We start from the raw sequence: 16,611 nt of genomic DNA, 5'->3' as shown, positions 1-16,611 counted from the left end.
GGGCCACCCTTAAATTTTGTATGATGTACTTCTAATGGGAGAAGTTCCCTAATCTTATTTTGCATTTTGCATATCTGGAAACTTAACTGGTGTATCAATTGATAATTGATCGCGGTAAGAACGGTACGCTACTACAGTGTGATTATGGGAATGGACATCAAGCTGCAAAATCTTTGAATTACTTGTCTCTAGATAGTATTTCATTTTACCCTGGACAAGTTCATAAAATGATAAAGACATCCCTAGATAATCTTTCTTTACAACTTTCACATCAGGGTGACTCATGACGAAATCAGCTATTTGCAGAACAGATGCTGACGATGTTCCTGTGATGGAATAAAGGGTTTCTTTTGCGTGACCAAATGCCTGATTCAAAGTCATTTTAGCTATATTAAGCAAATCATTAAACGATCTGTTCAATTTCATTCCTCCATCTAAGGATTTTTAAAGTCTGATGTTAATATACCCCGAATATCAAAGGGAATCCTTTTGAACGCGTAATTTTCTTTTAAAATACCACCTTAAAACCGGAGGAACTACAAAATATATGAAAAATAACCTAAATAGTTGAAAGCCTGAAACAATTGATAAATCAGCACTTACCTCGTGTGCGATAATCCCCATTTGATCCATTCCACCTGGTGCCAGGCTCAGAAAACTTGTAACTATATTGATGTTTAAAGCGTCAGATAAAAAGAAACTTAACAACAAAGATCCAATTACAAGTAAGAAACCACTTAACAAAGCGAGAATGATGGTTGATGCTTTGTTCTTTAATTTCTCAGGTTTTAATAACATACCAATATAGCCGCCTATCATCAGTTGTGAAGCATCCATGACTATGGTTGGAAGAGTTGGACCTGTATAGCCAGAATAAGTCATTATGGCTGTTCCTAATAGCGGACCAAGTAAAAAGGGAGTAGGCAGCCTCAGTTTCTTGCCAATAATCACTCCGAGGATACATACTATAGAAAATATAAAGATCATAAATGGGTCGAAAATGAATGGGTCTGAGCCTGTCAATTCACCCTTCATATGACTTATATCGAAAATTGGCCCGAATATGATAAAAGGAACGACAAAAACAATCATCAATAACCTGGATACCTGTAGGAAGGTAACCGTTGTGACATCAATCCCTTTCATTTCTTCTGCAAAAATGATCATTTGTGACAACCCGCCTGGAATGCTGCCAGTCAATACTGTAGGATAATCAACACCGGACAGCTTCGAAATAACTTTAGACATCACGGCAGCAGACGCGACGAGGATCACTGTCATGATCAGCATTGCTGGGAGGTTTTCTATGATATTCTCAACAGAGGAGCGTGTAAAGGAAAGTCCGATTGAATAACCGATGAGCATTAACGCTACATCCCTTAAGGTTCTCGGCCAACTTAGTGTTAAACCTTTGAAACGGTCAGCAATCAGAATTGCAGACATCGGTCCGAGTAGCCACGGAACCGGAATTGATAAGAATGAAAACACTAAACCACCAGATAAGGCTATTAAAAATGCAAATATAAATGATCTTTTATTTACGGTTGATCTCAATGCTGCACCTTCTATAATATTTTTTCGCCAACCAATTAGTGGCAATACCATCCTAGCATATTATTTTTACCAGTTGGAAGTACTATCAGTCTTACTCTGTTTTGCCCGTTTTCAAATATGGACCTGGAAAACTAATCAATCTACCTGGGAGATGAATTTATGAATTATGTAATTAATAGTTTTGAAGAATTAAGGACATTGTTCGGGGAGCCTAGTGAGTTGGCTAAACGGAAGGTCATATCTTTCGTAGACGAACACTGCCGTAACTACATAGACCAATCACCGTTTGTGGTCTTATCTACCTCTGACGAAAACGGGTACACAGACGCTTCTCCTAGGGGAGATGCACCTGGATTTGTGCTTGTTCTGGACAAAAACCGAATTGTGATTCCAGACCGTCCCGGTAACAAGAGAATGGACTCATTGAAAAATATTTTATCCAATCCAAGGGTAGGCCTGTTATTTCTTATACCTGGGATGCCAGAAACATTGAGAGTGAATGGGAAGGCCAGTTTGACACAGGAGCCAGTGCTACTAGAAAGAATGAAAGCCGGCGGCAAGAATCCCCTGCTTGGAATCGAAGTAGAAGTGGAGGAATGCTATATACAATGCGGAAAAGCATTAAAGCGGTCTGGTTTATGGAATCCTGAAAGCTGGGCAGATTCATCCACATTGCCATCCGGTGCTGAAATATTGGCAGCACACTCCAAGCTTCCTGGATCCTCAGAAGCAGATATCAAGAAGAGGTTGGAAGAAGGATATAAAAATAGACTTTATTGAGAAGATACCAATAATTAAGTCATTATGAGTGAAGTTCGCGACATATAAGGGTGCATTTAGTCAATAAAGAGCCCCCTTATGCGGGCAGATCACTCAGTAAAAGGGTGCATGTAGAACAAGTATAATTATTACGCGAACAAAGCTGCCAAAAGGCAGCTTTTGTCTTGATAAGGTTTACGGTTTTTTTGGTATTCTGCTTTGTATGACTTCGTTCAACCGATCGGGGTAATTGGTAAACATCCCTGTGACTCCCCAATCCAGAAGCATGTTCATATCTTCCTTTTCATTGACTGTATAAGGGAAAACCATTAAACCAGAATCTGTGACCTTTTTAATATACCCGGGACTAACTGCCGTATAATGCAATCCAACTCCAACCGCATACTCCTTGATTTTACTTAGTTCAGTATCGGTGATGACCGCTGGAGCGTAGTAGGACAACAGCTGGACCAATGGAATCGACTCATCTATTTCATGGACTTTCCTTAAACTTTCTACACTGAATGATTGAACAACAACATTTCCGAATGTATGATTGGCCCCGGTGAGATTGTATTCATTCAGTGTATTTATTAGTTTCTCTTCCATTCCAGGATAGACTTCAGGCGATTTGGTTTCTATGAAAAACTTCGAGTTTGGACCGAACCTATCAAGCACCTCTCGCAGGGTAGGGATTTGAAGCCCCAAATACTCGGTACTCATTTTTTCAGGGTAAGCATCATTAAACCAGGAGCCTGCATCAAGTTTCTTTATTTCCTTTAGAGTAAGGTTTTTGACCAGACCCTTTTTTTCGGTAGTCCGGTCAATTGTTTCGTCATGCAGCGCAATTAATTCTCCATCCTTCGTCATTTGAAGGTCGATCTCAATGTAATCGCCATTCATGACATTCCCTAGTTCATATGCCTGCAATGTATGTTCGGGGGCATGGCCTGATGCGCCACGATGAGAAATGTTGATTGCTTTTATTTGCCCGTAATCTGAGGAGATCTTCGCTATAGCAAAATCTGATGAAGCTCCTGATAAGTAAATGATCAATGCTGTTATTGCTACCCAGCGAAAATATCTCAACAACTCCAATTTCCCTCCCAAGAGTATTTCTTGCATTGCATAATGGAGATTTATTGAAAAACGGTTGGTGCTTAAGTGTAAATATTATTTACATCTTTACAAGTTATATGTCAGCAAAAAGAAAAGCTTAAGCGCCTTAGTCGGTCGACAAGCGCTGCACGCCTGCAGCGCCACATCCTGTGGCTGGCGGGTCTGCACGTCCTATGCATCAGAGTGCCGATCATTGAAGTCGTTCTTTGACTTCATTGGCTGGACTGAAGCGACTCGAGCTGCTAAAAGCTAACGCTTATCGCAAGATACTCATGGAGGCACTCTCAGGGATGAAAACTGGCTAGGTGCTGGAGCTAGACAATAATCTCAGTAAAAAAGTCTATAAACTTAAGAAGAGAAAACTACTTCCAAACCTTCCACCAATTGCGTTTTGATTGTTTCGAAGCTGCCGTCTCCCTGAAGCTATCGACCATATTTTTAAACATTTCGTCCCGCTGCCTGATCTCCTGGCGTAATTCTTCACGTTCACTTTGAAGGGTGCGGACAAAATAATCTCGTTCCTGATTGATGACCTGGTTTAAATTTGAGAGCTCCTGATTTGTTGTTTCGCGACTATTTGAAACATAGTCAGCAAGTATTTTAAACTCTTCGGAAACTGTCTCGGTTGTCTCGTTCAAGCGTTTTGCCAAAAGTGATAATTCGTTATTTGTACCGGAGGACAGCTTATTGACCGTGCTCTCTAACTTTACAATTTTTTCATTCGTGCCTTTTGAGGTCTTAGTCAAACTAGATGTTAAAGATGCAATTCGTTCGGAAGTGCCCTTCGAGACATTCGCAAGACTGCCGGATAGTGCATTTATTTTTTCGGAAGTACCTTTTGAAACCTTCGCAACATTCTCGGTCAGCTTCGTTATTTTATCAGTCGTACCTTGAGAAGCTTTGGTTACAGAATCTGAAAGCTTGCTGAACATTTCTGTCGTACCTTTAGAAACTTTTGCAAGGTTCGTGCTAATTTCGGAAGTACCTTTCGAAACATTCGTAAGCTCAGAAGATATCGTTCCGAGGCGTTCGGAACTTTCTTCCGAGCTTTTGGCAACTGTTTCAGATAGCACCATTATATGTTCATTGGTTTTTTCTCCTGTTTTATAGATAGAATCGGAAAGGGTTTTTACTGTTGTAAAAGTACCTTTAGAGATTTCTTTTTTTACTTCCTCCAGAACTTCCTTTCGAATGCCGTTCCTGATTTCTGCTTTTACCTCTTCAAGCAAGGACTTCTTATATTGTTCCATAGCAAACATAAAAGTATCAAAATCATTTGGGCTGCCTGTCGGAGAAGCGGCTGGCATATTCGAATTTACAGTTAGGCTGTTTTCATGTGGAGATCGATCGGAAACCGCATCAGAACTTTTATGCCTCTGTAAGAGATCCCGAATCATCTCTTTGCTTAAATTTTTATCACGCATTTGCTTTATCTTCATCAGTTCGTCTATTTCTATATCCGTATAAAATCTTGCACCTTGTTTCGTTCTTGGGACGATCAGCAGTCCCGCAAGATCTTTTTCCCATTGTCTAATGGTGCCAGACGGAACATTTATTTTCTTGGACACCTCTTTGATTGTGTATGCCTTCATGAATTGAGTGTCAGTCATCGTGCACATTCCTTTCTGTTTTGGTTTATGATAAATTCGATGTCCTATTACAATTCAGCAAGAACATTCCTGTTTTCCTGCATGGTGACAAAAGCTCTCAAAAGTAGTGGAGTTTCACCATAACAATTAGAAATCATACAGTTTTCGCGATCTAAGTTTAGGAAAAAGATGATTTGTCGTGATGATTTCTGCTTTTTGATTTACAATAGTCATGTAGGCCAATATAAAGGGCTAAGGGGGATTAAGAAGTCACTAGAAGATTGTCGGAAAATGATTGCCCTCAATACAATATTTAGATTAATTACGAAATTTCACGCTTTTTGGAGGGGTAGAATAAATGTCTGAGGTTAAAGTCCGTATTGAGAAGGATTTTCTGGGTACGAAGGAAGTTTTAGCGGATGCGTATTATGGCATTCAAACTTTAAGGGCTGTTGAAAACTTCCCGATAACCGGGTATAGAATACATAGTGAACTTATAAAGGCAATGGCCATGGTAAAAAAAGCTGCGGCACTTGCCAATATGGAAACAGGAAGGCTTTACGGCGGCCTTGGAGAGGTCATTGTAAAAGCGGCTGATGAAATAATCCAGGGTCAGTGGCATGAACAGTTCATCGTGGATCCAATTCAGGGAGGAGCTGGGACCTCCATCAACATGAACACGAATGAAGTAATTGCGAACCGCGCACTGGAATTGCTTGGTGAGAATAAAGGGGATTATTTTACATTAAGCCCTAATTCGCATGTGAACATGGCTCAATCGACGAATGATGCTTTTCCTACTGCGATGCACATTTCTGTGCTATCCCTTTTGGACAAGCTATTGGATACTATGCAGATCATGCGAGATGTTTTTTCCCAGAAAGCAAGGGAATTTGATGCTGTCATAAAAATGGGCAGGACGCACCTACAGGACGCTGTTCCGATTCGTCTCGGCCAGGAATTTGAAGCATATACAAGGGTGATTGAACGAGATATCGACAGAATTAAGCATACTCGCGGTCATCTATTCGAAGTGAATATGGGAGCAACCGCCGTGGGTACCGGGCTGAATGCCAATCCTAAATACATCAAAAATGTTGTCCGTCACCTTTCTGAAATCAGCGGATATCCTTTAACGAATGCTGACCATTTAGTGGATGCGACTCAAAATACCGATGCTTATACAACCGTATCTGCTGCCTTGAAGGTTTGCATGATGAATATGTCGAAGATAGCCAACGACTTACGACTGATGGCGTCAGGTCCTCGAGTGGGCTTTAACGAAATTTTCCTTCCTTCAAGACAACCAGGCTCATCCATCATGCCTGGCAAGGTGAATCCGGTTATGCCTGAAGTCATCAACCAGGTTGCTTTCCAGGTTATTGGAAACGACCATACGATCTGTCTTGCATCCGAAGCGGGCCAGCTCGAGTTGAATGTAATGGAACCTGTTCTTATTTTTAACCTGATCCAATCAATCAGCATCATGAACAATGGTTTCAAGGTATTTACTGACCACTGTCTCGTTGGAATTGAAGCGAACAAAGAGAAGCTTGAAAAAGATGTGGAGAGAAGTGTAGGCATCATCACTGCTGTCAATCCGCACTTAGGTTATGAAGCAGTGTCGAGAATCGCGAGAGAAGCGATCTTGACAGGGAAGTCAGTAAGGGAACTATGCCTTGCATACGACGTCCTGACAGAAGAAGAGCTGGATTTGATCCTGAATCCATATGAAATGACAAACCCTGGGATTGCAGGGGAAGAACTGTTGAATAAAGACTGATTGAAAAAAGCCGTTGTCATCAGACAATAACGGGTTTACTTTTGAGGTGCAAAACGGCAAATCACAGACAAAATCACATATTAATTCGCACCGATTCCACTACACTATTCACAATACAAAAAGGCTTAGAGAAATTTTCATCTCTAAGCCTTTTTTCATATTACCTTATTGTGCTAAAGCACCCGTTCAATAAGCGGTCCGTGGATATTCAAGAATACTTTTTTCTGCCACGCACAGCCCGGTCACGAATAAGGGAAGCAGCGGCGAGTTGATAAATAAGCGGAGAAATTCCCCTTAATTTCGAAAAAGCTTTAAAAATAGCTCAAATAGCCGGAGAAATTCCGACTATCGACTCAAAAAAAAGGCAAATGGACAATTTTGCACCATTTAATCGGAAATTCTCCGCTTATTTCCATCCAACCGAGCCATATTCTTCACTCTAACCGGAGAATCTCCGGTTATTTTAAGTCTTGTTGGGAAATCAAATTTGCCTTCACATTCCTGCATCGTTACTTTAAGTACATTATTTCACAAGGTCTTCGATAGTCTTATTTCAATTTTAACATAAATATCCAAACTCCTTCACAATTACCATAAAATCCACTTACCAAATCACCACAAAATCACATACCGTCCAATAATTATTTCCGTCAAAGTGAAATGACTTGTAAATTGATGTGTGAATTTTAAATTACATTACAAAAATACATTGATATAACACGAAAAATCGCACGGTGAATTTCAATGTGAAATAAGTGCGATTTGCTTTGTGTTTTACTTGTTTGCACCTCTGAAGTAAACCCGTTAATCTGACAACGGCTCTTTCTAACTACCAAAAGAGCTGACAATCCGAACACAGAATTCTCATCAATTCAAGTGGATACTTATTACAGCAATCCTAACGACTTCAAACCGTTAAAAATCCCTGAGTCGGTCACATCTGTGGTTCTATTCTTTGCATGCTGGAACAAGTCCGGATGGGCATTGCCCATGGCAAAACCTTCTCCTGCGAATGAAAGCATTTCTTTGTCATTCATTCCATCCCCAAAGGCAATGGAGTTTTCCCGTTTTATTCCCAGTTTTGTCAACAAGAATTGAATGCCAACCCCTTTATTTACCTTATCACGGATGACATCGTAGCAATGATGCATACCCTCTACATTGACCTGTGACAAATGTATTCCATCAGCGAATTCATAGTGTGCTTCTCCATTATTTCCAGTAGTGATAATCGTCATGCCGAGAATCCCTTCAATGACATCCTCTGAAAAAATATCATTCTGACGCAGATGAAATTGCTGAAGGAAGGTTTTGACCAAATCCGAGTCCAGGTCTGTTAAATAATTTTTTTTATTGGTATACAAGACCAGCTTATGATTATGTTTTTTCGCAACATTCAGGATGTATTTTACATCCTTTACAGGCATTGGTTCAGCAAAGATCGTTTCGTCTTCATATATTCCCAAAGCACCGTTATATCCTATAAAAGAGGAAATGTTAAGCTCTTCCCCAAGCTCTTTAATCTCATGAATCGGACGTCCTGTGGCAAGAACGACCTCAATATTTTTTTTCTTCATTTCACTGATAGCGTTCTTCGTGGAATCCTCGATAGTATTATCGGGAGTTAAAATTGTTCCATCTATATCTAAGAATAATATCTTGTAGTTGGGCATAGATTGCGCTCCTTAAAGTGATGTTTTTTTTAGTGTGACATATCGACGGGAAAGTAATCAAATATTTGATAGACCCTTATCACAACTGGCTTGTTTAATGTAAATGGCTAAGGGGTAAACTTTTATTAAGAATACAGCGAAAGGAGACGTTCCTAATGTTGTGGACAATAGCGGGTATATTACTGGTGCTTTGGTTATTAGGACTGATATTTGAAATCGCCGGCGGCATCATTCACATTCTGCTCATCATCGGTATTATCTTGATTGCGTATAAAGCGATCAAAGGCCGAGCGACAGGGTCATAATCTTATTGAACGGGCAGCGGCATTTCGTCGCTGCTTTTTCATTTTTTTGAAAGCCTTGGTTTCAAAGTATATCAGGGTTGTTTTTTCTGTTAATGATTTGTAGAGCAATTAATTAACAATTATGCTTCGATAAAAAAGCCGTTTTCTTTCTTTTATCTTGCTATTCATAATAAAATAAATTACATATTAAAAAAGGGAGAGTGGATGTCCAATAATGAATATTAATCAGATTGCAAATACTTTATTGGGGCGGACACCCTCAATTTTGGGCCATGAAAAATTCATTAAATTCGCAGTATTGCTGCCGTTAGTGGAAGTAAATGGAGAAGTCCATATTTTATTCGAGGTACGTTCCCTTAAGATGAGAAGACAGCCTGGTGAGGTTTGTTTCCCGGGCGGGAAGATAGAAGAGGGAGAGGATCCTCAAAAAGCAGCGGTCAGGGAAACGTCGGAAGAACTCGGCATAAAGGAAAGCGAGATAATTGATGTTTTTCCTTTGGATTATATGGTGTCTGCATTCGGTACAATTATCTACCCTTTTGTGGGTAGAATAAGTAAGTTAAACAACATCATTCCTAACGAAGCGGAAGTTGGGGAAGTATTCACTGTTCCGCTGTCTTTCTTTAAAAAGAACCAGCCGGACAGTTATAAAATAAACTATCAAGTAGAACCCGAAGATGGATTTCCTTTCGATTTAATCATTGGCGGCGAGAACTACAACTGGCAGACAAGAACGATGGATGAATATTTCTATCGGACAAACGGCAAGGTGATTTGGGGACTTACAGCAAGAGTGTTGACCCATTTCATTGAAATAATGGAGCAACATAATCTCAAAGAGTAGGAGCGCATATTTTTGCGCTCTTTTCTTCTGCCCAAAACCATTATCTTGAAAAAACGGTTTAAAAACTCCTGCGGGTACGAGAAAATGACTTTTAAATCCCATTTCTTCAAATCTTAACAAATTTTCCTTTTGCTAATATTATTCAATGAATAATATTATTGACAATTCACTACCAGTGACAAATCTCCTATTTCCTTGTAATAACAGAAATTAATAGGAAAAAAGGTTGCGGTTGGTAGATTTATTATTTATAATTTTAAGATAATTATTCATAGAAAGTTGGGTAAAAATGAAACTGTACATATCTGTGGACATGGAAGGGATTACTGGTCTGGTCGACCATACCCATGTTGACTCTTCAAAGCACAATTACGATCGTGGCAGGAAAATCATGACACAGGAAGCGAACTATGTAATTGAGAAAGCATTTGAGACTGGCTGCCAGGAAGTCATCGTTAATGATAGCCACTCAAAAATGAACAACCTTTTAATAGAGGATCTTCATCCGGAAACACAGTTGATTACCGGGGATGTAAAGCCTTTTTCCATGGTTCAGGGGTTGGATGGCAGCTATGGTGGGGCAGTATTTGTCGGATACCATGCCAGGGCATCGATGAGCGGAGTGATGTCACATTCTATGATTTTCGGCGTTCGCCATATGTGGATCAATGATGTTCAAATTGGCGAGCTTGGATTCAACGCTTATGTAGCAGGTCATTATGGGGTACCTGTTATCATGGTGGCAGGAGACGATGGGGCTGCCCGTGAAGCAGAGTCATTGATCCCTAACATTACAACTGCCGTAGTTAAACAGTCAATTTCAAGGTCTGCCGCAAAATCTTTAACACCAGTTAAAGCGGGTGAACTGCTTGCAGAGAAAACTGAGTTGGCTATTAAAAACATGGATAAAGTGAAACCGCTTACTCCTCCTGATAATCCGGTGTTAAGAATTGAATTTGCCAACTATGGTCAAGCAGAGTGGGCAAACTTGATGCCCGGAACAGAAATTGAAGAAGGGACCACAATTGTCCGCTACCAGGCTAAGGACATTCTAGAAGCCTATCAAGCTATGCTTGTGATGACAGAACTGGCAATGAGGACAACTTTCTCATAGACTGTTTTTCATTCACCTCCAGAACTGACATAAAGACATGATAAGGATGTGAGTTAATGCTCCATTACATACTCAAACGACTGGGCTCAATGGCGATCACATTGCTGGTCATCATCACGCTGACCTTCTTCTTGATGCACTCAATTCCTGGTTCTCCCTTTAATGAGGAACGGGCGACTAGCGAAGCAGTCCAAAAGAACCTTGAGAGTTTCTATCATTTGGATGAGCCATTATACGTTCAATACTTTATATACTTAAAGTCGGTCGCGACTTTCGATTTCGGACCTTCTATTAAAAAGTCCTCACAGACTGTAAACGAAATGCTTGGAAGGGGATTCCCTGTTTCATTCGAGCTGGGAATGATCACGCTGATCGTCGCGATATTTTCTGGCATCCTTCTGGGAATCATTGCGGCACTTCGCCATAATGGCTTGATTGATTATCTTGCGATGACAGTAGCCGTAGTCGGTATTTCGGTACCAAACTTTGTCATGGCAACCCTGCTGATCCAGCAGTTAGCTGTTACCTGGGAGATCCTTCCGGTTGCTACCTGGACAAGTCCGAAGCATATGATTCTGCCTACTCTGGCACTTGCTACTGGACCTATGGCAATCATCGCCCGTTTGACGAGATCCAGCATGCTTGAGGTCTTGACGCAAGACTACATAAGGACAGCAAAGGCAAAAGGGCTGTCACCCGTAAAAATTGTGTTCAAACATGCTTTAAAGAATGCATTGCTTCCAGTTGTCACGATTCTTGGCTCATTGGCAGCTAGTATACTTACAGGAACTTTCGTAATCGAAAAGATCTTTGCGATTCCAGGCATGGGCAAGTACTTTGTCGAAAGCATCAACCAGCGTGACTACCCTGTCATAATGGGAACAACGATTTTTTACAGTACAGTATTGATCATGATGCTTTTCCTTGTAGACCTTGCTTACGGCATACTTGACCCAAGGATCAAACTTCATAAAAAGGAGGGGAAATGATGGCTCTGCGTAAACATCAGGAACCGCCAGCGGTCACGTCCATTCCTGACGACTGGTTTGTTCCTATTGAAAAAAGTGACTCGGAAGCAGAAGCTGTTGTCAGGCCCAGCCTGTCGTATTGGCAGGATGCATGGCGACGCCTCCTTAAAAACAAACTTGCAATGTTAGGATTATTTTTCTTATCTGTACTGACCTTCATGGCAGTATTCGGTCCTATCATTTCGCCTCACACAGTAGACCATCAGGATTTGGTCAACCAAAATCTGCCGCCATCAAGCGAGCATTGGTTTGGAACCGACGAGCTTGGCCGCGATGTATTCACGCGTACGTGGTACGGCGCGCGTATATCATTATTTGTCGGTATCGCTGCAGCATTGATTGATTTTCTTATTGGGGTCATCTATGGCGGGATTGCCGGCTATAAGGGCGGAAGAACCGATCATTTCATGATGAGGATCATCGAAGTTCTTTACGGCCTCCCATACTTGCTAGTTGTTATTTTAATCAGTGTAGTAATGGGGCCAAGCCTTGCTACTATTATTTTCGCACTGACGATTACTGGCTGGATAGGCATGGCGCGGATTGTCCGCGGCCAAGTCCTTCAGATCAAGAACTACGAATACGTATTAGCATCTAAAACATTCGGAACGAAAACTGCAAGAATCATCCGGAAAAATCTGCTGCCAAATACGATGGGACCAATCATTGTGCAAATAACACTTTCCGTCCCATCTGCTATCTTTGCTGAAGCATTCCTTAGCTTCCTTGGTTTGGGAATCCAGGCACCGCTAGCGAGCTGGGGATCGATGGCAAGTGATGCTTTGCCGGTTATTTTATCAGGTGACTGGTGGAGGCTGTTTTTCCCGGCATTCTTCATTTCATTGACGATGTTCTCGTTTAACGTATTAGGTGATGGGCTTCAGGATGCACTTGACCCGAAGCTAAGGAGGTAAGCACCATGGAAAAAGTACTGGAAGTAAAAGACCTTCATGTTTCATTCAAAACATACGGCGGTGAGGTAAAAGCAGTCCGTGGTGTCACTTTTGACTTACATAAAGGAGAAACTTTAGCGATTGTAGGAGAGTCCGGTTGCGGGAAAAGTGTGACTTCCCAAAGTATCATGAGATTGATTCCTGAACCGCCTGGCAAGTTTGATGGTGGTTCCATCCTTTTTAAGGGAAAAGATCTGACAAAATTGAAGGATGCTGAGATGCGGAAAATTCGCGGATCAGATATTTCGATGATTTTCCAGGATCCGATGACTGCGTTGAATCCGACTTTGACAATCGGGGATCAGCTGACTGAAGGAATTCTCCAGCACATGAAACTGTCAAAGGAGCAGGCAAAGAAAGTGGCGGTACAAATGCTTGACCTGGTGGGAATACCGAGCCCACAAGTCCGCCTGAAACAATACCCGCATCAATTCAGCGGCGGTATGAGGCAAAGGATTGTTATCGCCATGGCGCTAGTCTGCCAGCCGGAGGTTTTGATTGCGGACGAGCCGACAACAGCGCTTGACGTTACAATTCAGGCTCAGATTTTAGAATTATTCCGTGATATCCAGAAAAAAACAGGCGTCTCGATTATCCTGATTACCCATGATTTAGGAGTCGTTGCACAAGTCGCTGATCGAATCGCGGTCATGTATGCTGGTAAAATCGTCGAAACAGGGACAAGGAGAGAAGTTTTTTATAATCCACAGCATCCATATACGAAAGGATTATTGAATTCTGTTCCGCGTTTGGATGTAGATGGTGCCGAACTGATACCGATCGGCGGGACTCCGCCGGATTTATTCTCTCCGCCAGTTGGATGTCCTTTCACAGCCCGATGCCCATATGCAATGGAGGTTTGTGATAAAGTCTACCCTTCATCAACAAAGCTTTCCGACAGCCACGGTGTGGACTGCTGGCTGCAGGATGAGCGCGCAAAAAAATTAATCGCAAGCACATAGTGTTCAATCAGGCTATTGCCTTTTTGATATAATTTTAAGTCAACATAAGGGGGAAACAGAGTGAAAAAGTTATTAACCATGCTCATGGCAGCGATGCTTGTGTTCACGATGGCTGCTTGTACCGCCAACGATAATGCAGGTAAAGAAAAAGAAGGAAACGACAGTGGGGAAAAAGGAGAGGAAAAGGTCCTTTACCTAAACAATGGCCAGGAACCAACATCCTTTGACCCGCCAATCGGTTTCGATTCCGCATCTTGGAATGCTTTGAACAATCTGATGGAAGGTCTTACACGACTAGGTAAAGATCACCAGCCAGAAGAGGCAACTGCAGAAAAGTGGGATGTATCTGAAGATGGTAAGACATACACATTCCACATTCGTGAAGATGCAAAATGGTCCAATGGCGACGCTGTAACAGCAAATGATTTCGTATTTGCGTGGAAGAGACTATTGGATCCAGCAACTGGATCTGCTGCTGCTTTCCTCGGCTATTTCATTGAAGGCGGAGAAGAATTCAACAGCGGAGAAGGTTCTGCTGACAATGTAAAAGTAAAAGCTGTTGACGAAAAGACTTTTGAAGTTACCTTAACAAGCCCGCAGGCTTACTTCTTAAGTGTTATCGCCAATCCGGCATTCTTCCCGATCAATGAAAAAGTTGCGAAGGAAAATCCTGAATGGTTCTCCGAAGCTGATTCATTCGTAGGCAACGGACCATTTAGCCTAGCTAGCTGGGAGCATGACACAAAATTCGTCATGAAAAAGAATGACCAGTACTGGGATGCTGAAAATGTAAAACTTGACCGTGTTGAATGGGCAATCGTCGACGATACAAACACCGAGTATCAAATGTATCAGGCTGGGGATCTGGATGTTTCAGATGTACCTGCTGAATTAAGTGATAAGTTGTTCAAAGAAGGAAAGGTACAGGTTGAAGACCAGGCAGGAGATTATTTCTACCGCTTCAATGTCACAAAAGAACCGTTCCAAAACGTAAATATTCGTAAAGCCTTCGCTCTTGCTGTTGACCAGCAAAAAATCGTTGACTTTGTTACAAAGAATAAAGAAAAAGCTGCATATGGATTCGTATCTCCAGGATTCCAGGATCCATCAGGCAAGGACTTCCGTGAAGTAAATGGAGATTTCAATAAAACTGATGTAGAAGAAGCTAAAGCGTTGTTGGAAAAGGGTATGGAAGAAGAAGGTTATACTGAACTTCCAGAAGTGACCCTGACGTACAGCACTAGTGATGTCCATAAGAAAATCGCAGAAGCATTGCAGCAAATGTTCAAAGAAAACCTTGGCGTAGAAGTCAAGCTTGCGAACATGGAATGGAACGTATTCGCCGAAGAACAGAAAGCACTAAAGCATCAGCTTTCTCGCAGTTCATTCCTTGCTGACTATGCTGATCCAATCAACTTCCTTGAAAACTTCCAGACTGGCCATTCCATGAACCGTACTGGCTGGGGCAATCCGAAGTATGATGAACTGATTCAACAAGCAAAAAATGAATCTGACGAAGCAAAACGTTTTGAATTAATGTATGAGGCAGAGAAGATTTTGTTTGAAGAAGCACCAATCTTCACTGTTCACTTCTACAACCAAGTTTATCTTCAAAATGAAGCTGTATCTGATGTTGTCCGCCATCCGGTAGGATACCTTGAATTAAAGTGGGCAGATAAGAAGTAGTTATTCTAAGAAAGAGGTGTTCATCTTGGAACACCTCTTTTTTACTAGTACATACCATTTAATAATATCCTTAATACATATGAACCTTCTTTTTGCGGCAAGGGAGAGCAATTGCATTTACAGAAAAGAGCTTCAGGAAACTGATTTCAGTTAGAGCAGGATAAGTGCATTTACCCAAAATAGTCCGTGAACTGAATTTAGGTCAAAGCAGAAAAGCTGACTTTTCCGAAGCACTAGAATACCGGACGATAAAATTGTTATGTAAACTAAAGGGAACGCTAATAAAAAGGGAGTTGATTGACATGCCAATTAAGCCAGAACGACTGAAAAAAGGCGATACGGTGGCGGTCATCGCGCCAGCGAGTCCGCCTAATAAAGAAAATCTGAAACGCGGATTGAAATTCGTCGAGGATTTAGGGCTCAATTATAAATTAGGAAAATCACTTTATACTGAATATGGCTATCTTGCCGGGAATGATGAAGATAGATTAGCGGACTTGCATGATATGTTCCGTGATGACGAAGTAAAAGGAATAATCTGTGCTGGCGGCGGTTATGGCACAGCGCGAATTGCTTCAGGGATAGACTATGATGTTATTAAAAATAATCCTAAAATTTTTTGGGGCTACAGCGACATTACATTCTTGCATACTGCAATCAGGCAGCAGGCAGGACTAGTAACTTTCCATGGTCCAATGCTTGCTTCGGATATTGGAAAAGAAGAAGCTAATCAAATTTCCAAGGATACATTCCAGCAATTGTTTACACCAGCAGAGCTGAATTATTCCACTGAGCTTTCGCAGATTGAAGAACTGGTCCCGGGATCAGCAGAAGGATCATTAGTTGGCGGTAACCTCTCACTTCTTTCCAGCTCTATGGGCACACCATTTGAGATTGATACAGAAGGTAAGATTCTACTTGTTGAAGACATTAATGAAGAGCCCCGGGCTGTAGATAGGATGCTAAATCAGCTGTATATGGCTGGCAAGCTGCAGGAATCAGCTGGAATCATTGTCGGTGACTTTAATAACTGCGTACCTGAAAGAGAACTGTCTTTAACTCTGGAAGAAGTGATAGACCATTACATTAAACTTGCCGGTAAACCGGCTCTCAAAGGATTCAAAATGGGGCATTGCTCCCCTCACATTGGTGTGCCGCTAGGGGCGGCTGCATCCATGAATACCAAAGATAAAGCGTTACTTGTTGAGAGCGGGATCAAATAGTACCAAAGGAGATAAGAGT

The 16,611-nt window shown here is 41.5% G+C and carries 15 protein-coding genes; 10 read left to right on the top strand and 5 right to left on the bottom strand.

The window, feature by feature from the left end; genetic code table 11:
* Nucleotides 1–54: 54 nt before the first annotated feature.
* Nucleotides 55–420: a hypothetical protein gene (locus CD004_RS11635; RefSeq protein ID WP_102262921.1), complete on the bottom strand. Its 366-nt coding sequence runs from the start codon at nucleotides 418–420 to the stop codon at nucleotides 55–57.
* A gap of 54 nt (nucleotides 421–474) precedes the next feature.
* Nucleotides 475–1,554, bottom strand: a complete 1,080-nt coding sequence (locus tag CD004_RS11630; RefSeq protein WP_233434998.1) for an AbrB family transcriptional regulator — start codon at nucleotides 1,552–1,554, stop codon at nucleotides 475–477.
* Nucleotides 1,555–1,713: 159 nt separating this feature from the next.
* Here CD004_RS11630 and CD004_RS11625 point away from each other — a divergent pair, with 159 nt between their 5' ends.
* Entirely contained in the window at nucleotides 1,714–2,334 is a 621-nt protein-coding gene (locus CD004_RS11625; protein ID WP_102262919.1) for a pyridoxamine 5'-phosphate oxidase family protein, read from the top strand.
* Nucleotides 2,335–2,508: 174 nt separating this feature from the next.
* On the opposite strand, the gene CD004_RS11620 is transcribed toward CD004_RS11625, so the two are convergent.
* Nucleotides 2,509–3,405, bottom strand: a complete 897-nt coding sequence (locus CD004_RS11620) for a glycerophosphodiester phosphodiesterase (protein ID WP_233434997.1) — start codon at nucleotides 3,403–3,405, stop codon at nucleotides 2,509–2,511.
* A 389-nt stretch (nucleotides 3,406–3,794) separates the two neighbouring features.
* On the bottom strand, nucleotides 3,795–5,042 hold the full coding sequence (locus CD004_RS11615; RefSeq protein ID WP_158651547.1) for a MerR family transcriptional regulator: 1,248 nt from the start codon (nucleotides 5,040–5,042) through the stop codon (nucleotides 3,795–3,797).
* Nucleotides 5,043–5,379: 337 nt separating this feature from the next.
* Between CD004_RS11615 and aspA the strand changes: the two genes are divergently transcribed.
* A complete protein-coding gene (gene aspA, locus CD004_RS11610; protein ID WP_102262916.1) occupies nucleotides 5,380–6,804 on the top strand; it encodes an aspartate ammonia-lyase in 1,425 nt (474 codons plus the stop codon).
* An 887-nt stretch (nucleotides 6,805–7,691) separates the two neighbouring features.
* Here the strand turns inward: aspA and CD004_RS11605 are convergent.
* The gene (locus CD004_RS11605; protein WP_102262915.1) at nucleotides 7,692–8,477 is read right to left on the bottom strand and encodes an HAD family hydrolase; all 786 of its coding nucleotides are present in this window, start codon (nucleotides 8,475–8,477) and stop codon (nucleotides 7,692–7,694) included.
* Nucleotides 8,478–8,632: 155 nt separating this feature from the next.
* Between CD004_RS11605 and CD004_RS23805 the strand changes: the two genes are divergently transcribed.
* From CD004_RS23805 to CD004_RS11570, 8 genes are all read left to right on the top strand, one after another.
* The gene (locus tag CD004_RS23805; protein WP_158651546.1) at nucleotides 8,633–8,782 is read left to right on the top strand and encodes a lmo0937 family membrane protein; all 150 of its coding nucleotides are present in this window, start codon (nucleotides 8,633–8,635) and stop codon (nucleotides 8,780–8,782) included.
* Between the two features lie 214 nt (nucleotides 8,783–8,996).
* Nucleotides 8,997–9,626, top strand: coding sequence for an NUDIX hydrolase (locus tag CD004_RS11600; protein WP_102262914.1), 630 nt, complete (start codon nucleotides 8,997–8,999; stop codon nucleotides 9,624–9,626).
* Between the two features lie 289 nt (nucleotides 9,627–9,915).
* Entirely contained in the window at nucleotides 9,916–10,740 is an 825-nt protein-coding gene (locus CD004_RS11595) for a M55 family metallopeptidase (RefSeq protein ID WP_102262913.1), read from the top strand.
* Nucleotides 10,741–10,796: 56 nt separating this feature from the next.
* A complete protein-coding gene (locus CD004_RS11590) occupies nucleotides 10,797–11,729 on the top strand; it encodes an ABC transporter permease (protein ID WP_102262912.1) in 933 nt (310 codons plus the stop codon).
* A complete protein-coding gene (locus CD004_RS11585) occupies nucleotides 11,729–12,682 on the top strand; it encodes an ABC transporter permease (RefSeq protein ID WP_102262911.1) in 954 nt (317 codons plus the stop codon). Before CD004_RS11590 ends, CD004_RS11585 begins: the two co-directional genes overlap by 1 nt.
* Before the next feature lie 5 nt (nucleotides 12,683–12,687).
* On the top strand, nucleotides 12,688–13,683 hold the full coding sequence (locus CD004_RS11580; protein ID WP_102262910.1) for an ABC transporter ATP-binding protein: 996 nt from the start codon (nucleotides 12,688–12,690) through the stop codon (nucleotides 13,681–13,683).
* Between the two features lie 60 nt (nucleotides 13,684–13,743).
* Nucleotides 13,744–15,369: a peptide ABC transporter substrate-binding protein gene (locus CD004_RS11575; protein WP_319004996.1), complete on the top strand. Its 1,626-nt coding sequence runs from the start codon at nucleotides 13,744–13,746 to the stop codon at nucleotides 15,367–15,369.
* Nucleotides 15,370–15,671: 302 nt separating this feature from the next.
* The gene (locus tag CD004_RS11570) at nucleotides 15,672–16,592 is read left to right on the top strand and encodes a S66 peptidase family protein (protein ID WP_102262909.1); all 921 of its coding nucleotides are present in this window, start codon (nucleotides 15,672–15,674) and stop codon (nucleotides 16,590–16,592) included.
* The last annotated feature ends 19 nt before the right edge of the window (nucleotides 16,593–16,611 follow it).

Source organism: Mesobacillus jeotgali (genome assembly GCF_002874535.1).
GTDB lineage: Bacteria > Bacillota > Bacilli > Bacillales > Cytobacillaceae > Mesobacillus > Mesobacillus jeotgali.
The sequence above is the reverse complement of the archived record's forward strand: the minus strand, read 5'-3'. Positions and strand labels throughout refer to the sequence as shown.

Coding starts and splice junctions, on each gene's coding strand:
- aspA (WP_102262916.1), top strand. CDS start 5,380: ATGTCTGAGGTTAAAGTCCGTATTGAGAAGGATTTTCTGGGTACGAAG.
- CD004_RS11625 (WP_102262919.1), top strand. CDS start 1,714: ATGAATTATGTAATTAATAGTTTTGAAGAATTAAGGACATTGTTCGGG.
- CD004_RS11615 (WP_158651547.1), bottom strand. CDS start 5,042: ATGACTGACACTCAATTCATGAAGGCATACACAATCAAAGAGGTGTCC.
- CD004_RS11590 (WP_102262912.1), top strand. CDS start 10,797: ATGCTCCATTACATACTCAAACGACTGGGCTCAATGGCGATCACATTG.
- CD004_RS11605 (WP_102262915.1), bottom strand. CDS start 8,477: ATGCCCAACTACAAGATATTATTCTTAGATATAGATGGAACAATTTTA.
- CD004_RS11570 (WP_102262909.1), top strand. CDS start 15,672: ATGCCAATTAAGCCAGAACGACTGAAAAAAGGCGATACGGTGGCGGTC.
- CD004_RS11585 (WP_102262911.1), top strand. CDS start 11,729: ATGGCTCTGCGTAAACATCAGGAACCGCCAGCGGTCACGTCCATTCCT.
- CD004_RS23805 (WP_158651546.1), top strand. CDS start 8,633: ATGTTGTGGACAATAGCGGGTATATTACTGGTGCTTTGGTTATTAGGA.
- CD004_RS11595 (WP_102262913.1), top strand. CDS start 9,916: ATGAAACTGTACATATCTGTGGACATGGAAGGGATTACTGGTCTGGTC.
- CD004_RS11600 (WP_102262914.1), top strand. CDS start 8,997: ATGAATATTAATCAGATTGCAAATACTTTATTGGGGCGGACACCCTCA.
- CD004_RS11580 (WP_102262910.1), top strand. CDS start 12,688: ATGGAAAAAGTACTGGAAGTAAAAGACCTTCATGTTTCATTCAAAACA.